This window comes from Amycolatopsis sp. NPDC059235 (assembly GCF_042754125.1).
Classification (GTDB): domain Bacteria; phylum Actinomycetota; class Actinomycetes; order Mycobacteriales; family Pseudonocardiaceae; genus Amycolatopsis; species Amycolatopsis albidoflava.
The window spans coordinates 1-15,764 of record NZ_JBHZAG010000146.1; the positions used below are offsets into that span (position 1 = coordinate 1).

A 15,764-nucleotide genomic window follows, 5' to 3' on the forward strand; every position below is an offset into this window, starting at 1 on the left:
GGGGGGGGGGTTTTTTTCGCGGGGGATTTTTGTTCTACCACCCCCCCCCCCCAGACCGCAGGGAGGCTTCGTATCGGGGTGCGGGGGAGGGGCTGGGTGCACCGATAGTTGGGTGCAGCGGTGCGGTTTGGGGGCTGGGTGCCTCGAACGTTGGGTGCGCTGGTGCGGTTTGGGGGCTGGGTGCACCGAAGGTTGGGTGCATCGGTGCGGTTTCGGGTTGGGGCTAGCGCCCCAATGTGGCATCTGGTGCGTCAGATGCACCGAATGCCACATTGGGTGCGTGGGACGCGCCGAATGTGGCGTTGGGGCGGCATCGTGGCGTGTGGTGGGGCGAGCGAGCGGGAGTGGGCTGTGAAGGGCTCCTTGAGGGAATCTGATTCCGTGAAGGGGCCCCTCACGGCGTGCGGAAGTACGTGAGGGGAACCCTGAGGGACTCTGAGTACGTGAGGGTGGCCCTCACGCACTCAGGGCCGCCGGGGAGAGGTCCCTGGCGGCCCTTCTGTTGAGCTGAGGCCGGGGCGGCGCCTTGCGCAGCACCCCGGCCCGCAGCGGTCTAGCGGCCTTGCAGCGACTTCACGTTGTCGCCGAAGGTCCAACCCCTTGAGCCGTCCCAGTTGATTGACCAGTCCATTAGGCCTTTCAGGCCCGGGACGCTTTGGTAGGCCTGCGAAACTGAGCCTGGGTCCATGTAGCCGCCGCCTGCGCCTGGTTGGGCTGGGAGGCCTGGGACCTGTTTGTCTGCCGGGACGCGGATGGTGGTGCCTTGTACGGTTAGGCCCTTGTCCAGGCACTGGGTCTGGACCGTGAAGCCTTGCACCGTTCCTGCTTCATAGCTGTCTCCGGAGCAGCCGTACATGGAGCCGTTGTAGTACTGCATGTTCAGCCACCACAGTTGGCCGTTGTCCACGTACTTCTTGATGATCGGCAGGTATGCGCCCCAGATTGAGCCGTAGGTTACCGAGCCGCCGGTGACGTAGGCCGTTTCTGGGGCCATGGTCAGGCCGAAGCCGGAGGGCATCTGCGACAGGACGCCGTCGATGATGCGTTCCAAGTTCGCCTGCGAGGCGGACAACGTGTTGATGTCGCCGCTGCTTGACAAGCCCGTTTCGATGTCGATGTCTATTCCGTCGAAGTTGTACTTCTTCAGGATCGGCACGATGGTGCTGACGAACTTGTCGGCGACCGAGCTCGACGACAGGTCGATGCCTGCTGCCGCGCCGCCGATGGACATCAGGATGGTGGCGCCGGCGTCTTTGGCCGCGCACATCTCAGCGGGAGTCGACACCTTCACCGTGGCGTCCATGCCGTCTTCCCATTGCACGGTGCCGTCGGAGAGGATCACCGGGAAGGCGGCGTTGATGACGTTGTAGCCGTGGGCGGCCATGCTCGGGTCGTTGATCGGGACCCAGCCCATGCCGGGGTGGACGCCGTTCGAGGCTCCGTCCCAGTTTTCCCAGTAACCCTGCAGCACTGAGCCTGATGGTCTCGGTTTTACCGCGCAGGTGTCCGATTGTGGTGCGGCGGCCGCCGAGGCGGGGGCGACCCCGGCTAGCGGCAGTGCGAGCAGGGCCGCCACGGCGGTCCCGAACCAGCGCGATTTCCGTTCGAACATCACGGCTCCCGTCCCGATAACGGTGTTGCCGCAACGGTAAGCGGCGGGCCGAGGGGATGCCTACCCCCGATCGTATGGTCTAGACAAATTCGCGGCCAAGGTGGTCTGGACAACCACAAAAAGAGACCAGCCGGGCACGAAGCGCCGTGCCCGGCTGGTCTTGGGGGAACTAGGGAGAGTTTACTGCGTCAGCAGGCCCCGCTGTCGGTCCAGACGGCCCAGGAACCGGGCGCACCCGGCTCAGCGCCGACGGAGTACCACGACGAGGTCCACTTGTGGCTCTTGTACGAGACGACATCGCCCGGACCGTAGAACTTGTTCGAGTCCCATGCCGTCACGCCGCCGCAGCCGCCCGGGTTGCCGCTGCCCACGGTGAGCGTGAAGTCCGCGGTGTGGGTGGCGTTCGCGCCGGTCGCGGTGATCGTGACCTTGCTGGTGCCGTTCGGCGTGCTGGCCGTCGTGGCGATCGTGACGGTCGCGGTGGCGCCGGACTGGACGGTCGCCGGGTTGAACGTCGCGGTCGCGCCCGAGGGCAGGCCGCTCGCGGTCAGCTTCACCGACTGCGCGTTGCCGTTGGTGATCTTGGTGGTCACCGTCGACGTGGCGGACTGTCCAGGCTGGACAGTCGCGGTCGAGGGCGACAGGCTGACCGAGAAGTCGTTGCCCGCGGGCGGGTTGCCGGTGCAGGTGGCCTCACCGGAAACCGCGGCGACCGAAACCGCGTCCCACGCCGCCTTGGTGGCGTTGAACTCGGTGCAGCTGCCCGGGAACAGGTCGACCGCCGCCTGCAGGGTGGCCTTGCGGGCCGCCTTGTGGTTCCAGGACGAGGTCTTGTGCAGCAGGCCGTTGTAGAAGATCTTGCCGGCCTTCTGGATGCCGATGCCGGTGATGCTGCTGTTGTTGCAGGTCGGGCTCGCCGGCTGGCCGTCGGTCGGCGAGGTGCCCTCGGAGAGCAGGTAGAACCAGTGGTTCTGCGGGCCTGCCGCCGCGTGCACCTCGGTGTTCGGGATCGACGACGAGTAGCAGTTCGGGTCGCCCTCGCGGCTCGGGTCGTACATGTAGCGGATCGGGCCGTTGCCGACCAGGTTCACGCCCTCGCCGACGGTGAAGTCGGGAGTGTCGACCGGGTTGTTCGCGTAGAACTCGGTCAGCGCGCCGAACACGTCGCCGGTGGACTCGTTGAGCCCGCCGTTCTCGTTGCCCGAACCCGCGCCGCCCGGCGTGTTCTGGAAGATGCCGTGCCCGAACTCGTGTCCGGCCACGTCCATCGACGTCGCCTGGCGCTGGTTGTCCTGCGAGTGCCCGAAGTGGGTGGACGAGCCGTCCCAGTAGGCGTTGACGTCGTTCAAGCCGACCGACGCCGGGAAACCGTTGCCGTTGCCGTCGATACCGCTGCGGCCCAGCCAGTCCTTGAGCATGTTCCACTCGGTCTGCACCGTGTAGAGCACGTCGACGCAGCCGGTTTCGAGGTCGGTGCCCTGGCCGTTGCCCCAGTTGTTGCTGGACTTCGTGAACACCGAGCCGCCCTCGCGGCCGCAGCTGATGCCGGGCCGGGTCGAGTCGCGCATCGAGTACGAGCTGCCGGAGCCGCTCGTGTCGATGCTGACCTGGCCGGCGTAGTAGCTGTTGCCGTTGCCCGCCGCGGCGGGGGCCGCGGCGTTCGAAGCGGACTTGGCCGGGCTTTCGGCCTTCACGTCGTCACGCTGGTCGAGGACCTTGCCGGTGGCGGCGTCGACGAAGACGTGCAGGTTGCTCGGCGCCTTCGCGGTGCGGCCCTTGACGACCACCTCGTAAGCCAGTTTCGGCTGTGCGCCGCCGAGAACGACCAGATCAGGCTTGCTCACCGTGCTCACGGTCGGCAGCTGAGCGCGGGCGACCGAAGCCGCGCGCGCCGAGTCGACAGCAGGCGTGGTGCCCACGGTGATCGCCGCGCCGTCGGCGGAGTCCGTGCCGCGCACGCGGCCCGTTCCGTCGGCGACGATCACCGCATCCCCGCCGACGACCCGAAGGCCGTCGTAGGTGCGCTCGTAGGAGTTGTAATACAGCCCGGCGTCGCCCAGGGTGGTGCTGACGCGGTGCAGGCTCTCGGCCGAGCTCTTGCGGAGCCCGACCGCGCCTGCGGCGGCGACCCGGTCGGCGGCCGCGATCGCGGTGGCCTGCGGGTCTGCGGTGGGGTGGGCGGGGGCCGCGGATGCCGGGGTCACCGGCAGCGCGAGCAGGGAAAGGGCGAGACCGGCGACACTTGCGATGCCGGTGGCGAGCCCTCTTCTGGACGTCATCGACAGTCCTTTCGGGGTACACGATGGGGAAAAGCGCAACGCGTTGAGCTGGGCTGATCAGGCCGCGGACACCGTGAGTAAAAAAGCGCTCACGGGGGCGGTCAATGCGCTGAACGGACCAGCGGGACCCCGGGAGCGATCAGGACTATTCCTCTCAGGTGGCCCCGTAGCAGGGAAAACGCCGATTCGGGACGGGCCGGGCGACTTTCGTCGGTAGTTGCCGACAACCGGCCATTGGTAGGAGGACCGGAACCCGCTGGTGGTCCGCTTTCGCGCGTTCAGCCGCGGGCAACCGATCCGTCACGCTCCGGTGCCTACGCGGGCGCCCGCCGGGGCCGATCGGCCCGTAGGCTTGGCTGGTGAGCGAACAGTCTGAGTTTCCCGACGGCCAGTACCCCGAACGTCCGGTGGAGCGGCACAAGGGCCCGGTGGTGCTCCGGCGCGATCGGCGCGATCAGGGCAGCACCACCGATCAGCGGCTGCTCGATTCGCGCGGGCCGAGCGACTGGGTGCACACCGACCCGTGGCGCGTGCTGCGCATCCAAGCCGAGTTCGTCGAGGGGTTCGGCGCGCTGGCCGAGGTTCCGCGCGCGGTGACCGTGTTCGGTTCGGCGCGCACCAAACGCGACAACCCGGAGTACGAACTGGGCCGCAAGATCGGGGCCGCGCTCGCCGACGCCGGATTCGCGGTGATGACCGGCGGCGGCCCGGGCGCGATGGAAGCGGTGAACCGCGGCGCGAACGAGGCGGGCGGGTTCTCCGTCGGGCTGGGCATCGAGCTGCCGTTCGAGCAGGGCCTGAACCCGTGGGTCGACCTCGGCGTGAACTTCCGCTATTTCTTCGCGCGCAAGACCATGTTCGTCAAGTATTCGCAGGCGTTCATCTGCCTTCCCGGCGGATTCGGCACGCTCGACGAACTGTTCGAGGCGCTGACCCTGGTCCAGACCAAGAAGGTCACGAAGTTCCCGGTGGTGCTGTTCGGCACCGAATACTGGGGCGGGCTGTACGACTGGATCGAGAAATCGGTGCTGGGCGGCGGGAAAATCGGCGAGAAGGACCTCGCCCTGCTGCACTTGACCGACGACATCGACGACGCGGTGCGCGTCGTGCAGGACTCTTATCAGGCTTGGGAGGACACGCACTGATGCGGATCTGTGTGTTCTGCGGTTCGGCGCAGGGCTTTTCGCCGGAGTACGCCGAGGCGGCGGCCGGCGTCGGGAAACTGCTGGCGCAGCGGGGAATCGGCCTCGTCTACGGCGGCGCGAGCGTCGGCACCATGGGCGTGGTGGCCAACGCCGCGCTCGCGGCGGGCGGCGAAGTGATCGGCGTGATCCCGGAAGTGCTGTCGAGCGTGGAAATCGCGCACGGCGGGCTCACCGAATTGCACGTGGTCGCCGACATGCACCAGCGCAAAGCGAAAATGGCCGCGTTGTCGGACGCGTTCGTCGCGTTGCCCGGCGGCGTCGGCACCCTCGAGGAATTGTTCGAGGTGTGGACGTGGGCGCAGCTCGGCATCCACCGCAAACCGATCGGACTGCTCGACGTCGCCGGGTATTACTCGCCGCTCGTGGCATTCGCCGATCAGATGCTGGAGAAGGGTTTCCTGCGGCCGGAGACCCGGGAGTTGATCAGCGTCGCGTCTGATGCCGACAAGCTGGTCGACATCCTGAGCCGCTCGGTCGGATAACGCGTCACGACGCTTTTTCGTCCGGCCGTTTGTGATAGGTGTCGACGTATTCCTGTCCGGACAGTTCGAGGATCGCGTACATGATCTCGTCGGTCACCGACCGGCGGATCGCCGAGGACGAGTCCTGGCCTTCGTAGCGCGAAAAGTCCAGCGGCTCGCCGAACCGGACCCGGATCTTGGCGGGCCGCGGGATTTTCGCGCCGTTCGGCTGGATGCCCTCGGTGCCGAACAACGCGACCGGAACGACCTTCGCCCCGGTGGAGAGTGCGAGCGCGGCGACGCCGGTGTGCCCGCGGTGCAGCCGTCCGTCGAGCGAGCGGGTGCCCTCCGGGTAGATCGCGAACACGCCGCCGTCGGTGAGCACCTTGCGGCCCGCTTCGAGCGCGGCGAGCCCGGCCTGGGCGTTGCCGCGTTCGACCGGGATGTACCCGAGCGCGTCGAGCGATTTCGCGATGAACCGGCCCTTGAGCCCCTTGCCGGTGAAGTACTCGGCCTTGCCGAGGAACCGGACCTGCCTCGGCGTGGTGAACGTGATCACACCGGTGTCCAGCGCCGCCCGGTGGTTGGAGGCGAGCAGCACCGGGCCGTCCCCGGGAATGTTCTCCACGCCCTCGACCTTGGGCCGGTACAGCACGCGGACCAGCGGTCCGAGCACGAAACGGACGAGCAGCGTGAGCAAAGGTTCTCCCTCCGGAGGATCGGGCGCCGGTTCCAGCATGGCACGATCGCCTCCATGAGCTGGTTTCACCGTCGCACCTGGCAGGAGCCCGGGTGGAGCGCCGCGGACATCCTCGCCGCCAAACGCGGCCGGACGGTGTCGGTCGTGCTGCCGGCGCTGGACGAGGAGGAAACGGTCGCCGCGGTGGTCGCGTCGGTGCGCCCGCTGCTCGGCGGGGTCGTCGACGAGCTGGTGGTCGTCGACTCGGGTTCCACGGACGCGACCGTCGAGGTCGCCGCGGCCGCCGGGGCCCGCGTGGTGCGCCGCGAGGACGTCGTGCCGGAGCTGACGCCGCGCCCCGGCAAAGGCGAGGTGCTGTGGCGCTCGCTCGCCGCGACGACCGGCGACGTGGTGGTGTTCCTCGACTCCGACCTGGTCGACCCGGACCCGGCGTTCGTGCCCTCGCTGCTCGGCCCGCTGCTCACCGAGGACGGCGTGCACCTGGTCAAGGGCTTCTACCGCCGCCCGCTGCGCCTGGAGAGCACCGGCGGCGGCCGGGTCACCGAACTGCTGGCGCGGCCGGTGCTGTCCGCGCTGCGCCCGGCGCTGGGCGAACTGGTGCAGCCGCTGGGCGGCGAGTACGCGGGCACACGCGAGTTCCTGGAGTCGGTGCCGTTCGCCGGCGGGTACGGCGTGGAGATCGGCCTGCTGCTGGACGCCGAGGAGCGCTACGGCCTCGACGGCTTGGCGCAGGTCAACCTCGGCGTGCGCAAACACCGCAACCGGTCGCTGCTGCAGCTCGGCGTGATGTCCCGGCAGATCCTCGGCACCGCGCTGGCCCGCTGCGGAATGCCGGGCGCGGAGGCGGCGCGGTTCACGCAGTTCGTGCAGGTGTCCGGGGAATGGGTGCCGGACGTGACGGAGGTGCCGGTGGCGGACCGGCCGCCGATGCGGGAGGTGCTGGCCGCCCGGCAGCCGTGACGTCCGTCCATATTGGACACGCGGTGGTTTTCACCGAAATGTCATCGACGCGCGCTACGTTCGGGGCCGATTCGGCTCGAACGACCGGGGGCGATGGGCATGGCCAAAGACCGGCTGGATTCCAGCACCGTGAACCAGGTGAAACTGCGCAATCTGGCCATCCGGCAGCCGGATCGCAAGGTCGTGCAGGTCTGTGCGGACGACGGCAGCCGCGACGGATTCCCGGTCGGCTGGGCTGAGCTGGCTCCGCATCCCCATTACCGGCGCCTCTCGTGGCACACGGTCGTCCGGACCGTGCCCGGCGACGACTACAGCTACTGGCACGGCGGGCTGGCCCGCCGGGCGAGCTACGGACCGGTGGAGCACGGAGGGCGCGAGACTCTCGGCGCCGCGATCCGCGAGATCCTCACGCTCGCCCAGTGGGGCGACGTCCTGGCCGACCACGAGATCCGCTCCGGCCGGACCGGGACTTACCTCGCCACGATGGACCCGAAGCAGGCCGACTGGCTGGCCAAGCTCGACGAGCCGAAGGGGATCACCCATCTCGGCGGAGGACGGGTCCGGCTCGACAACGTCGTGGTGGCTCTGTTCCGAGGTGCGCCGGAAGTGAACATGTACGTCGACGCTGACGACGTGTTCCACATTCATCCGATGGACCCGCCGATTCCGCTCACCCGGGAACGGTGAGCGCTAGTCGCCCCTCCTCGAGGGTGAGGACCTGGTCGAACCCGTAGACGTGCTCCGGCCGGTGCGTCACCAGCACGACGGTTCCCTTGGCCTGCGCGAGAACTCGGGCCAGGACTTCGTCGCCGTGTGCGGGGTCGAGGCTTTCCACTGGTTCGTCGAGGACCAGTACTGGAGGTGCGGCGAGGACCGCGCGGGCGAGGATCAGGCGTTGCCGTTGACCGCCGGAGAGGGCGTCGCCGTTCTGGCCGGTGTCCCGGTCCAGCGGGAGGTCGAAGCCCGCGGTTTCGCAGGCGGCGCGCAGGTCGTCGTCGGTGGCTTCCGGGTTGGCGAGCAGCAGATTTTCGCGGACGGTCGTGGCGAAGACGTGTGCGTCGGCGAGTGCTCCGGAGATCACAGCGGGGTGTGGCCCGGCCACGGGGCGGCCGTCGACGGTGATCGTGCCGGAAGTGGGGGAGACGAAACCGAGCAGGACGTGCAGCAGGGTCGTCTTTCCAGCTCCGGAAGGGCCGAGGATGCCGAGCCGGGTGCCGGGCGGCAGGTCGAGGTCGATGCCTTCGAGCGCGGCGCGGCGGCCGGGATGACGCACGCCGACGTTCGTCAGCCGGAAATGTCCTGGTCCAGGGGTTGGTTCCGGGGCGGGTGCTGGGGCGGCGAGGACGGCGCGTACTCGGCTCAGCGACGCCCGGATTTCGGGGATGCGCTCGGCGGCGGCGAGCAGCGGCAGGACCAGCTCGAAGAGGGCCATCGTGGTCAGGGTGAGGGCCGCGGTGACCGGATGGCTTGCTGGGCTGAGCAATGCGACTGCGGCGGTGGTCGCGAATTGCACCGCCACTCCGGCGGCGGTGACCAGGGCTAGGCGGCGGCCGGTGCGCCGGGAGTCCGCGGCTAGTTCCTGGATTACCTTGGTGGCGCGGTCTTTCTCGCGTTGCTCCCAGCCGTAGGCGATCAGTTCATCGCGGCCGAGGACGAGTTCTACGGTGCGTTCGGCGAGCTCCTGTCGTCTCTGGGGCGCGCTTCCTCTGGGTATCAGCAGAATTACTGTCGCGAGGAGTCCGATAAGGACAATCCCGGCGAGCGGAAGGCTTACCAAACCGGCGAAAACCACCACAGCGAGACCGACGGTTCCCGCGACCACCGCCGGTAGCGCGAGCCGGAGAATGGCGTCCTGCAAAGCGTCCACATCGGACACCAGGCGGGTGACCAGATCTGCGCCGGAGTGTTCGGCGACCCGGCGGGGGAGAAGGGCTTGGTACACCCGCGTTCGCAGGGAACCGAGGTAGCGGAGGACAACGTCGTGTCCGGCAAGGCGTTCGGCGTAGCGGAGTCCGCCGCGGGCCAGCGCGAAAACCCGCACGGCGACGATCGCGAGCGTGAGTGCGGCGAGCGGAGGTTGTTCGGCGGCGCGCATGAGCAGCCACGCCGCGGTGCCGGTCAGTCCGAGTCCGGCGAGTTCGGCGCCGACGGCGAGGAGGGTCGCGCGGGCGAGTTTCATACTGTCACCCCATGGTTGAGTTCGACCGTCCGCGACGCGAGCGCGGCCAGCGCCGGTCGGTGTGCGACCAGGATCGCGGTGCGTCCGGGCAGCAGTTCCCTCGCGCCTGCCAGCACGGTTGCTTCGGTGCGCGCGTCGAGGCGGGCGGTGGGTTCGTCCAGCAAGACCAGTCCGGCTTCGGTGCGGGACAAGGCGCGGGCCAGGCCGACGCGTTGCCGTTGCCCGGCGGACAGTTCGGCGCCCAGTTCGCCGATCTCGGTCGCGTAGCCGTCGGGGAGGTCGGTGACGATGTCGTCGACCCGGCGTCCGCCGGTGTTTTCCTTGAGGGTGCCGCGAAACAGCGTCGGACGTTGCGGCAGCCACGCGGTGTCGCGCAGCCAGGACGAATGGTCGAGGGCGCGCAGATCGACGCCGTCGATCAGGACCCGGCCGGACGTCGGCTGGACGAAACCCAGCAGGACCGCGAGCAGAGTGGACTTTCCGGAGCCGCTCGGCCCGACTAGCGCGAGGTGTTCGCCAGGGTGAATTGTTAAGTCCACTTCGGACAGCGCCCGGGTTTCGCCGTAACGCACAGAGACGCGATCGAATGCCACTTCCGGTGGGCCGAGGCGGCGGGTCTGCATGCCGGATCGGCGGACAGCGGTTGGTGCGTCGAGGATTTCCTTCAGTGCGGTGAGCCCTTCGGCGGCGGCGTGGAACTTCGCTCCGGCGGCGCGTAGCGGCAGGTATGCCTCGGGTGCGAGGACAAGGATCAGCATCGCGGTGTGCGCGGTCATCGAACCGGACAGCAGCCGGAATCCGATCGGTACTGCGACGAGTGCGATCGACAGCGTGGCGACGAGTTCAAGCACCAGTGCGGAAAGGAAGGCGACCTTCAACGTCCGAATGGTGGCGTCGGCGTGTGCGTTGGCCATCTCGCGCACGATGCGGGTCTGGGCTTGCGCACGGCCGAACAGCTTGAGCGTCGGCAACCCTCGGACGACGTCGAGGAAGTGGCCGCCTAGCCGGGTCAGCAGTGTCCATTGTGTACGCGCTTTTGTATGTGCTCCGATGAGTGCGCCGAAGACCGGGATCAACGGCACAGTGGCGGTCACGATCAACGCGGAGGTCAGATCGGCGGTGAAAAGCCTTGCCAGTACCGAGATTGGCACCAGTACGGAGAGGATCATCGCGGGCAGGTAGCCGGTGAGGTAGGTCGCGGTGGCATCGACGCCTTTGGTGATTCGCGTGGCAGTCGCGCCGGGGTCGCCGGTCGCGTCGAGCAACCGGCGACGCAGGCCTGCTTGCTCCGAAGCTGCGAAATGGCTGGTGAGCAGGCCCTGTCCGACGGCGAGAAGGATTCGCGCCCCGACGGCGACGACCAGCGCGACCGAAACGCCGCCGCCGGTGAGCAGGGTCGCCAGCCCGTCCGCCTGGACAAGCACGGTGACAGCGGTGACGACACCCAGCACGGCGAGCGCCGCGAGGTAACCGCGGAGACCAGGTAGGGCAGGCATGGCGAGACTCCTTCAGAAGTGCAGCAACGATTTCTCGTCGACCGGACGCCGATGTGCCCGCCAGGTCAGCCACTGCACGGCGATCAAGACGAGAAGTGCGGGCGCGGCGAACCAGCCGATCACCGCGGCCATGTCCGGCGTGGTGGCGGCCTGATCGACGGTCAGCTGGTAGCCCGTCGGTGCCGATAGGACCACGGGGAAGCGCAGTACGCCGACCAGCAGCGCCGGGCAGGCGCTCAGAAGCATCACGGCGGGCAGCGCCAACCGCGGTCGACGGAGTCCGAAGAGGACAGCCGAATAGGCTGCGAAACCAATGGCGACAACCACTAACGCAGCCCAGGAAACGTCGGAAACTGAGAAAGCGCCCCAAATAGTCGCGACCACCAGGAACACGCCGACCGGGGCCAGGAAGGATCGAGTAAACCGACGAACCCGGCCGGCGATCTCAGCCGGACCGCGTACCGTGAGGAAAACCAGCCCCTGCAAGCAGAACAGCGCGACAAACCCGAGCCCCCACAGCACCGCGTACGGATTGAACAGTGCCAAGACGTCGTCAGCCGGACGCCCTTGCGCATCGAGCGGAAGCCCGCGCACGAGGTTGCCGAGGAATAACCCCCACGAGACCGCCGTGACCAACGCGCCCGCGGTAATGGCGAACGTCCACCCGCGCCGGTTGCCTTCCGGATGCCGACTCCGCAGCTGGACTGCCGCGGTGAAGGTGACCAATCCCAGCAGCAACAGCACCACCAGCACGTAGGCCCCGGCGAACACCCGGCCTTCCAGATGCGGGAACACGCCGAACAGCACGCCGACGGCCGCGACCAGCCACACCTCGTTGGCCAGGAAGAACGGACCGACCGCGCCGAGCACTCGCCGCTGTCCAGCCTCGTCGCCGGAGCGGGAGAGCGCGGGCAGCAGCATCCCGACGCCGTAGTCGTAGCCGGCCAACGCGAAGTAGCCGCCCAGCAGCAAGCCGAGCACACCCCACCAGATCGTCACCACGGGTCACACTCCACTCAGGACAGGAAGTTCGGTTTCCGCCGTCGCGACAGCCGGGCCGCGTTTGGCGATCCGGGCGAGCAGCACCCAGTCGGTGATGGCCAGCACGACGAACAACAGCGTGAAAGCGGTGAAGGAGAACAGGATCTGCCCGCCGCTGACGTCGGCGACCGCGTCCGCGGTGCGCAGCTTGCCCCACACCAGCCACGGCTGACGGCCGATCTCGCGGACCAGCCAGCCCAGGATCGCGGCGACGAACGGCACGGCGATCCCCGGCACCATCAGGAAGAGCACCGGCCGCGCCCGCAGCAGCAGGTCGCGGAACAGCAGCAGCGTGCCGATCAGCGACGCGAAGAACGCGAAGAAGCCGACCATGATCATCATCCCGAGCGGCAGCCCGACGCCCGCCGAGCCCTTGAACTTGTCCGGCTGATACCCGGCGACCTCCGCGAACTGCGCGAACCCGGCCTGGACCACCAGCACGCTGCCGATCAGCGACGTCACGACGCCCATCCGCAGCGACCGGCGGAAGAAGTCGATCTCGGTGGTGCGCTTGAGAAAGTGGTACGCGCTGACGCCGGTCACGAAGAACCCGCCGGTCAGCAGCGCGGCCCCGATGACGTGCGGCAGCGACGCGACCAGCGCCGGGTTCGCGAACAACGCGCCGAAGTCGTCCAGGCGCAGCACGCCGTTCTCCATCCGCGAACCGACCGGGTTCTGCAGGAAGGAGTTGGCGACCATGATGAACAGCGCCGAGGCGTACGCGGTCAGCGTGACCAGCCACAGCACCGCGAGATGCAGCCACTTGTTCATCCGGCCGCGGCCGAAGATCCACAATCCGAGGAACGTCGATTCCAGGAAGAACGCCACCAGCGTCTCGATCGCGAGCGGCGCGCCGAAAACGTCCCCGGCGAACGCGGACAGCCCGGTCCAGGTCATCCCGAACTGGAATTCCATCACGATTCCGGTGACGATTCCGAGTGCGTAGTTGACCACGTACAGACGGCCCCAGAACGCGGTCATCCGGTGCGGCTGCTCGCCGCCGCGGATCGTCGCGCGCGTCTGCATGATCGCCACCATGGTCACCAAACCCAAGGTGAGCAGCACAAACAGGAAGTGAAGCGAGGTGGTGGTCGCGAACTGGAGTCTCGCGATCGGCAGCGGGTCCATGCCGACGGATCCTATAGGTAGCGTGGCTACATGTAGCGGGTAAACCTATGAGATCGGGGAGATCTCAGGGTTTTTCCCGGACGGTCGCGCGGGCCGCGGAGATTAGCCTGCCAAGGACAAGATGAGTAGACTGACGACCTATGAAAGCGGACACGTTGCGCGGACACCTCGACGCGTTGCTGCTCGCCGTCCTCGACGGCCGCAAGCTGCACGGCTACGCGATCATCGAGGCGCTGTCGCTGCGCAGCGACGGAGCGCTCGACCTGCCCACCGGCACGGTGTACCCGGCGTTGCGCCGGCTCGAGCGCGCCGGTTGGCTGGCGAGCGAGTGGGACGTGGTGTCCGGCCGCAAACGGCGCACCTACCGGCTCACGCGCGCCGGACAGCAGGCGCTGGCCGCGGAACGGTCGCAGTGGCGGGAGTTCACCACGGTGATCGGCGGGGTGCTGGAACCATGACCACGACAAGCCGGGCCGCGACCAGCCCGATCGACGGCTACCTGGCCGAACTGGACCGAGCGCTGGTCGGCCGCCGCGGCGCGAAGGCGGATCTGCTCGCCGAAGCCCGCGACGGTTTGCGGGACGCGGCCGAGGCGTACCGCGAGGGCGGCTGGAGCGAGGCGGAAGCGCAACGCCGCGCGGTAGCGGATTTCGGCCACGTCCGCGAGGTCGCCGGTGACTACCAAGCGGAACTGAGCATGCACAACGGCGTACGGACGTTGTGGCTGCTCGTCCTCGGCGTGCCCGCGATGCAGGCGTCGTGGGAGCTGGCGCGCATCTTCACGTACGGCTCCTGGTCGCGGCTGACCACGCCGAACCCCGGCTGGTACCCGTACGTCACGCAGCTCACCCACACCGCGCTCTATGCCGTGCCTGTGCTCGGCCTCCTCGCCCTGCTGAGCACGCGGTTGCTGAGCCGTCGATTCGACGGCGTCCGCACGGCCAGCATCTGCCGAGTGCTGGGCGCGATCGCGGTGGGCCTCAACCTGTTCTCGATCCTGCTGCTGATCGGAGCGACCGGGATAGTCGACGCGGCGCGCCTGTTCCTCAGCGGCCCGTGCGGCTTGCTGATGGTCTCGTGGGTGGTCCTGTCGTTCCGACTTGTCGTGCTAGCGCGACGTTCCTGGGGACGGTGTGCCACGATCGTCGCGTGACGACCGCGCTGATCTACCTCGTAGTCATGCTGCTGGTGGCCGCCGTGGTGTTCCTCCTGGCCGCTGTGGTGTTCGGCCGGGGCGAGGAACTGGCGCCGCTGCCGCCCGGCAGCTCGCCCACCCGCCTGCCCGCCGAGGACATCACCGGCGAGGACGTCCGCCAGGTGCGCTTCCAGCTGGTGTTCCGCGGGTACAAGATGTCCGAAGTAGACTGGGTGCTGCGCAGGACCGGTGTTGAACTGGACGAACTGCGCGAACGGGTCGCCCGCCTGGAAGCCGCGCAGCAACCGCGCGAAGCGGCGCACCGGAGGCCGACAGGTGAGTGACCTGGTGCTGTCGGTAGACGTCGCGGCACCGGCTGGAACGACCTGGCTAGCGCTCACCGACTGGGCCCGCCAAGGCGAGTGGATGCTCGGCACGCAGGTGCGCGTAGTCGAGGGCAACGGCCGCAGCGTCGGCTCGAAGCTGTCGGCCTTCACCGGCTTCGGCGGCATCGGCTTCACCGACACCATGGAGATCACCACCTGGGAACCGCCCCTGCGCTGCACAGTGCGCCACCTGGGCAGCCTCGTGCAGGGAACCGGGGTCTTCCAGGTCTTGTCCAAGGGCGCCAGCCACTGCACCTTCGTGTGGGCCGAACACCTCAAACTGCCCTTCGGCCTGCTAGGCCGCGCAGGCTGGCCCCTGGCGCGTCCCGCGTTCGCACTAGGAGTGCGCCACTCGCTGCGCCAGTTCGCGAGCTTCGCGGAGAACTATTCAATGGGGGAACAATGACGGACCTGCTGGGCGAAGACGGAATCGCCCGCTGCAGCTGGGGCAACTCGACCCCCGACTACGCGGCGTACCACGACGAGGAGTGGGGCGTCCCGCTTCATGGTGAGGCCGAGCTGTACGAGCGCCTGTGCCTAGAGTCGTTCCAGTCCGGACTGTCCTGGATCACCATCCTGCGCAAACGCGAGAACTTCCGAAAAGCCTTCCGCGGCTTCGTACCGGAGAAGGTCGCGCGCTTCAAGGAGAAGGACGTCGAACGCCTGATGCAGGACGCAGGCATCGTCCGCAACCGCGCGAAAATCGAAGCAGCGGTGAAGAACGCCCGCGCCGTAGCAGACCTGGACATCCCGCTAGACAAGCTGCTCTGGTCCTTCGCCCCCGCAAAACACCGCCGCCCCCGCACCATGGCGGACGTACCAGCGATCACCGACGAGTCGAAAGCAATGGCCAAAGACCTGAAAAAACGCGGCTTCGCCTTCCTAGGCCCCACCACCTGCTACGCCCTAATGCAAGCCACCGGCATGGTCGACGACCACGTAAAAGGCTGCTTCCGCGCAACGTGAGGGCCACCTTCAGGGACTCAGAGTCCCTCAGGGTTCCCCTCACAGCCCTAAACCGCAGCCGATGCACCCAACAATCGGTGCACCCAGCCCCTCCCCCGCACCCCGATACGAAGCCTCTCTGCGGTCTGGGGTGGCTTGTCAAGGCATCTTTCCCGCCTGTAAAAGCCACCCCCCAACCTGAGGGAAAAAAAAATGTGGGGTGGCCCCCCCCAACCC

16 protein-coding genes are annotated in these 15,764 nt (G+C 68.0%); 9 read left to right on the forward strand and 7 right to left on the reverse strand.

Features of this window, described 5'->3' with window-relative positions; translation table 11 throughout:
- Positions 1–553 precede the first annotated feature (553 nt).
- Together ACFXI3_RS45035 and ACFXI3_RS45040 are read right to left on the reverse strand one after the other, a co-directional pair.
- Positions 554–1,612, reverse strand: a complete 1,059-nt coding sequence (locus ACFXI3_RS45035) for a chitinase (protein WP_344288682.1) — start codon at positions 1,610–1,612, stop codon at positions 554–556.
- A 188-nt stretch (positions 1,613–1,800) separates the two neighbouring features.
- Positions 1,801–3,891 (reverse strand): M4 family metallopeptidase, encoded by a 2,091-nt coding sequence (locus ACFXI3_RS45040; RefSeq protein WP_378408221.1) that lies wholly within the window; start codon positions 3,889–3,891, stop codon positions 1,801–1,803.
- Positions 3,892–4,250: 359 nt separating this feature from the next.
- Here ACFXI3_RS45040 and ACFXI3_RS45045 point away from each other — a divergent pair, with 359 nt between their 5' ends.
- Together ACFXI3_RS45045 and ACFXI3_RS45050 are read left to right on the forward strand one after the other, a co-directional pair.
- Positions 4,251–5,036, forward strand: coding sequence for a TIGR00730 family Rossman fold protein (locus ACFXI3_RS45045; RefSeq protein WP_344288678.1), 786 nt, complete (start codon positions 4,251–4,253; stop codon positions 5,034–5,036).
- The gene (locus ACFXI3_RS45050; RefSeq protein WP_344288676.1) at positions 5,036–5,578 is read left to right on the forward strand and encodes a TIGR00730 family Rossman fold protein; all 543 of its coding nucleotides are present in this window, start codon (positions 5,036–5,038) and stop codon (positions 5,576–5,578) included. Before ACFXI3_RS45045 ends, ACFXI3_RS45050 begins: the two co-directional genes overlap by 1 nt.
- A 4-nt stretch (positions 5,579–5,582) precedes the next feature.
- On the opposite strand, the gene ACFXI3_RS45055 is transcribed toward ACFXI3_RS45050, so the two are convergent.
- Positions 5,583–6,257, reverse strand: a complete 675-nt coding sequence (locus ACFXI3_RS45055; RefSeq protein WP_344288674.1) for a lysophospholipid acyltransferase family protein — start codon at positions 6,255–6,257, stop codon at positions 5,583–5,585.
- A 54-nt stretch (positions 6,258–6,311) separates the two neighbouring features.
- On the opposite strand from ACFXI3_RS45055, the gene ACFXI3_RS45060 reads away from it, so the two are divergent.
- A complete protein-coding gene (locus ACFXI3_RS45060) occupies positions 6,312–7,217 on the forward strand; it encodes a glucosyl-3-phosphoglycerate synthase (RefSeq protein ID WP_378408224.1) in 906 nt (301 codons plus the stop codon).
- A 93-nt stretch (positions 7,218–7,310) separates the two neighbouring features.
- Positions 7,311–7,904, forward strand: coding sequence for a hypothetical protein (locus tag ACFXI3_RS45065; protein WP_378408226.1), 594 nt, complete (start codon positions 7,311–7,313; stop codon positions 7,902–7,904).
- Here the strand turns inward: ACFXI3_RS45065 and cydC are convergent.
- From cydC to ACFXI3_RS45085, 4 genes are read right to left on the reverse strand one after another with little or no spacing between them, the layout of a single operon-like run.
- A complete protein-coding gene (gene cydC / locus ACFXI3_RS45070) occupies positions 7,888–9,396 on the reverse strand; it encodes a thiol reductant ABC exporter subunit CydC (RefSeq protein ID WP_378408228.1) in 1,509 nt (502 codons plus the stop codon). The two genes, ACFXI3_RS45065 and cydC, sit on opposite strands and share 17 nt — an antisense overlap.
- Positions 9,393–10,892, reverse strand: coding sequence for a thiol reductant ABC exporter subunit CydD (gene cydD / locus ACFXI3_RS45075; protein ID WP_378408230.1), 1,500 nt, complete (start codon positions 10,890–10,892; stop codon positions 9,393–9,395). The genes cydC and cydD overlap by 4 nt, the downstream gene beginning before the upstream one ends.
- 12 nt (positions 10,893–10,904) lie before the next feature.
- The gene (locus tag ACFXI3_RS45080) at positions 10,905–11,894 is read right to left on the reverse strand and encodes a cytochrome d ubiquinol oxidase subunit II (protein ID WP_378408232.1); all 990 of its coding nucleotides are present in this window, start codon (positions 11,892–11,894) and stop codon (positions 10,905–10,907) included.
- A gap of 3 nt (positions 11,895–11,897) precedes the next feature.
- Complete coding sequence (locus ACFXI3_RS45085) at positions 11,898–13,061, reverse strand: cytochrome ubiquinol oxidase subunit I (protein ID WP_378408234.1); 1,164 nt, start codon at positions 13,059–13,061, stop codon at positions 11,898–11,900.
- 140 nt (positions 13,062–13,201) lie between these two features.
- On the opposite strand from ACFXI3_RS45085, the gene ACFXI3_RS45090 reads away from it, so the two are divergent.
- From ACFXI3_RS45090 to ACFXI3_RS45110, 5 genes are read left to right on the forward strand one after another with little or no spacing between them, the layout of a single operon-like run.
- On the forward strand, positions 13,202–13,519 hold the full coding sequence (locus ACFXI3_RS45090; protein WP_344288659.1) for a helix-turn-helix transcriptional regulator: 318 nt from the start codon (positions 13,202–13,204) through the stop codon (positions 13,517–13,519).
- The gene (locus ACFXI3_RS45095; RefSeq protein ID WP_378408236.1) at positions 13,516–14,214 is read left to right on the forward strand and encodes a permease prefix domain 1-containing protein; all 699 of its coding nucleotides are present in this window, start codon (positions 13,516–13,518) and stop codon (positions 14,212–14,214) included. The genes ACFXI3_RS45090 and ACFXI3_RS45095 overlap by 4 nt, the downstream gene beginning before the upstream one ends.
- A complete protein-coding gene (locus ACFXI3_RS45100) occupies positions 14,211–14,540 on the forward strand; it encodes a DivIVA domain-containing protein (RefSeq protein WP_037815935.1) in 330 nt (109 codons plus the stop codon). Before ACFXI3_RS45095 ends, ACFXI3_RS45100 begins: the two co-directional genes overlap by 4 nt.
- Entirely contained in the window at positions 14,533–14,988 is a 456-nt protein-coding gene (locus ACFXI3_RS45105; RefSeq protein ID WP_378408238.1) for an SRPBCC family protein, read from the forward strand. The genes ACFXI3_RS45100 and ACFXI3_RS45105 overlap by 8 nt, the downstream gene beginning before the upstream one ends.
- Positions 14,985–15,548, forward strand: a complete 564-nt coding sequence (locus ACFXI3_RS45110; RefSeq protein ID WP_378408240.1) for a DNA-3-methyladenine glycosylase I — start codon at positions 14,985–14,987, stop codon at positions 15,546–15,548. The genes ACFXI3_RS45105 and ACFXI3_RS45110 overlap by 4 nt, the downstream gene beginning before the upstream one ends.
- Positions 15,549–15,764 lie beyond the last annotated feature (216 nt).

What these genes read in the sequence shown, in the direction of transcription:
- ACFXI3_RS45035 (WP_344288682.1), bottom strand. Translation starts at nt 1,612, where the DNA reads ATGTTCGAACGGAAATCGCGCTGGTTCGGGACCGCCGTGGCGGCCCTG.
- ACFXI3_RS45040 (WP_378408221.1), bottom strand. Translation starts at nt 3,891, where the DNA reads ATGACGTCCAGAAGAGGGCTCGCCACCGGCATCGCAAGTGTCGCCGGT.
- ACFXI3_RS45050 (WP_344288676.1), top strand. Translation starts at nt 5,036, where the DNA reads ATGCGGATCTGTGTGTTCTGCGGTTCGGCGCAGGGCTTTTCGCCGGAG.
- ACFXI3_RS45060 (WP_378408224.1), top strand. Translation starts at nt 6,312, where the DNA reads ATGAGCTGGTTTCACCGTCGCACCTGGCAGGAGCCCGGGTGGAGCGCC.
- ACFXI3_RS45065 (WP_378408226.1), top strand. Translation starts at nt 7,311, where the DNA reads ATGGGCATGGCCAAAGACCGGCTGGATTCCAGCACCGTGAACCAGGTG.
- cydC (WP_378408228.1), bottom strand. Translation starts at nt 9,396, where the DNA reads ATGAAACTCGCCCGCGCGACCCTCCTCGCCGTCGGCGCCGAACTCGCC.
- cydD (WP_378408230.1), bottom strand. Translation starts at nt 10,892, where the DNA reads ATGCCTGCCCTACCTGGTCTCCGCGGTTACCTCGCGGCGCTCGCCGTG.
- ACFXI3_RS45085 (WP_378408234.1), bottom strand. Translation starts at nt 13,061, where the DNA reads ATGGACCCGCTGCCGATCGCGAGACTCCAGTTCGCGACCACCACCTCG.
- ACFXI3_RS45090 (WP_344288659.1), top strand. Translation starts at nt 13,202, where the DNA reads ATGAAAGCGGACACGTTGCGCGGACACCTCGACGCGTTGCTGCTCGCC.
- ACFXI3_RS45095 (WP_378408236.1), top strand. Translation starts at nt 13,516, where the DNA reads ATGACCACGACAAGCCGGGCCGCGACCAGCCCGATCGACGGCTACCTG.
- ACFXI3_RS45110 (WP_378408240.1), top strand. Translation starts at nt 14,985, where the DNA reads ATGACGGACCTGCTGGGCGAAGACGGAATCGCCCGCTGCAGCTGGGGC.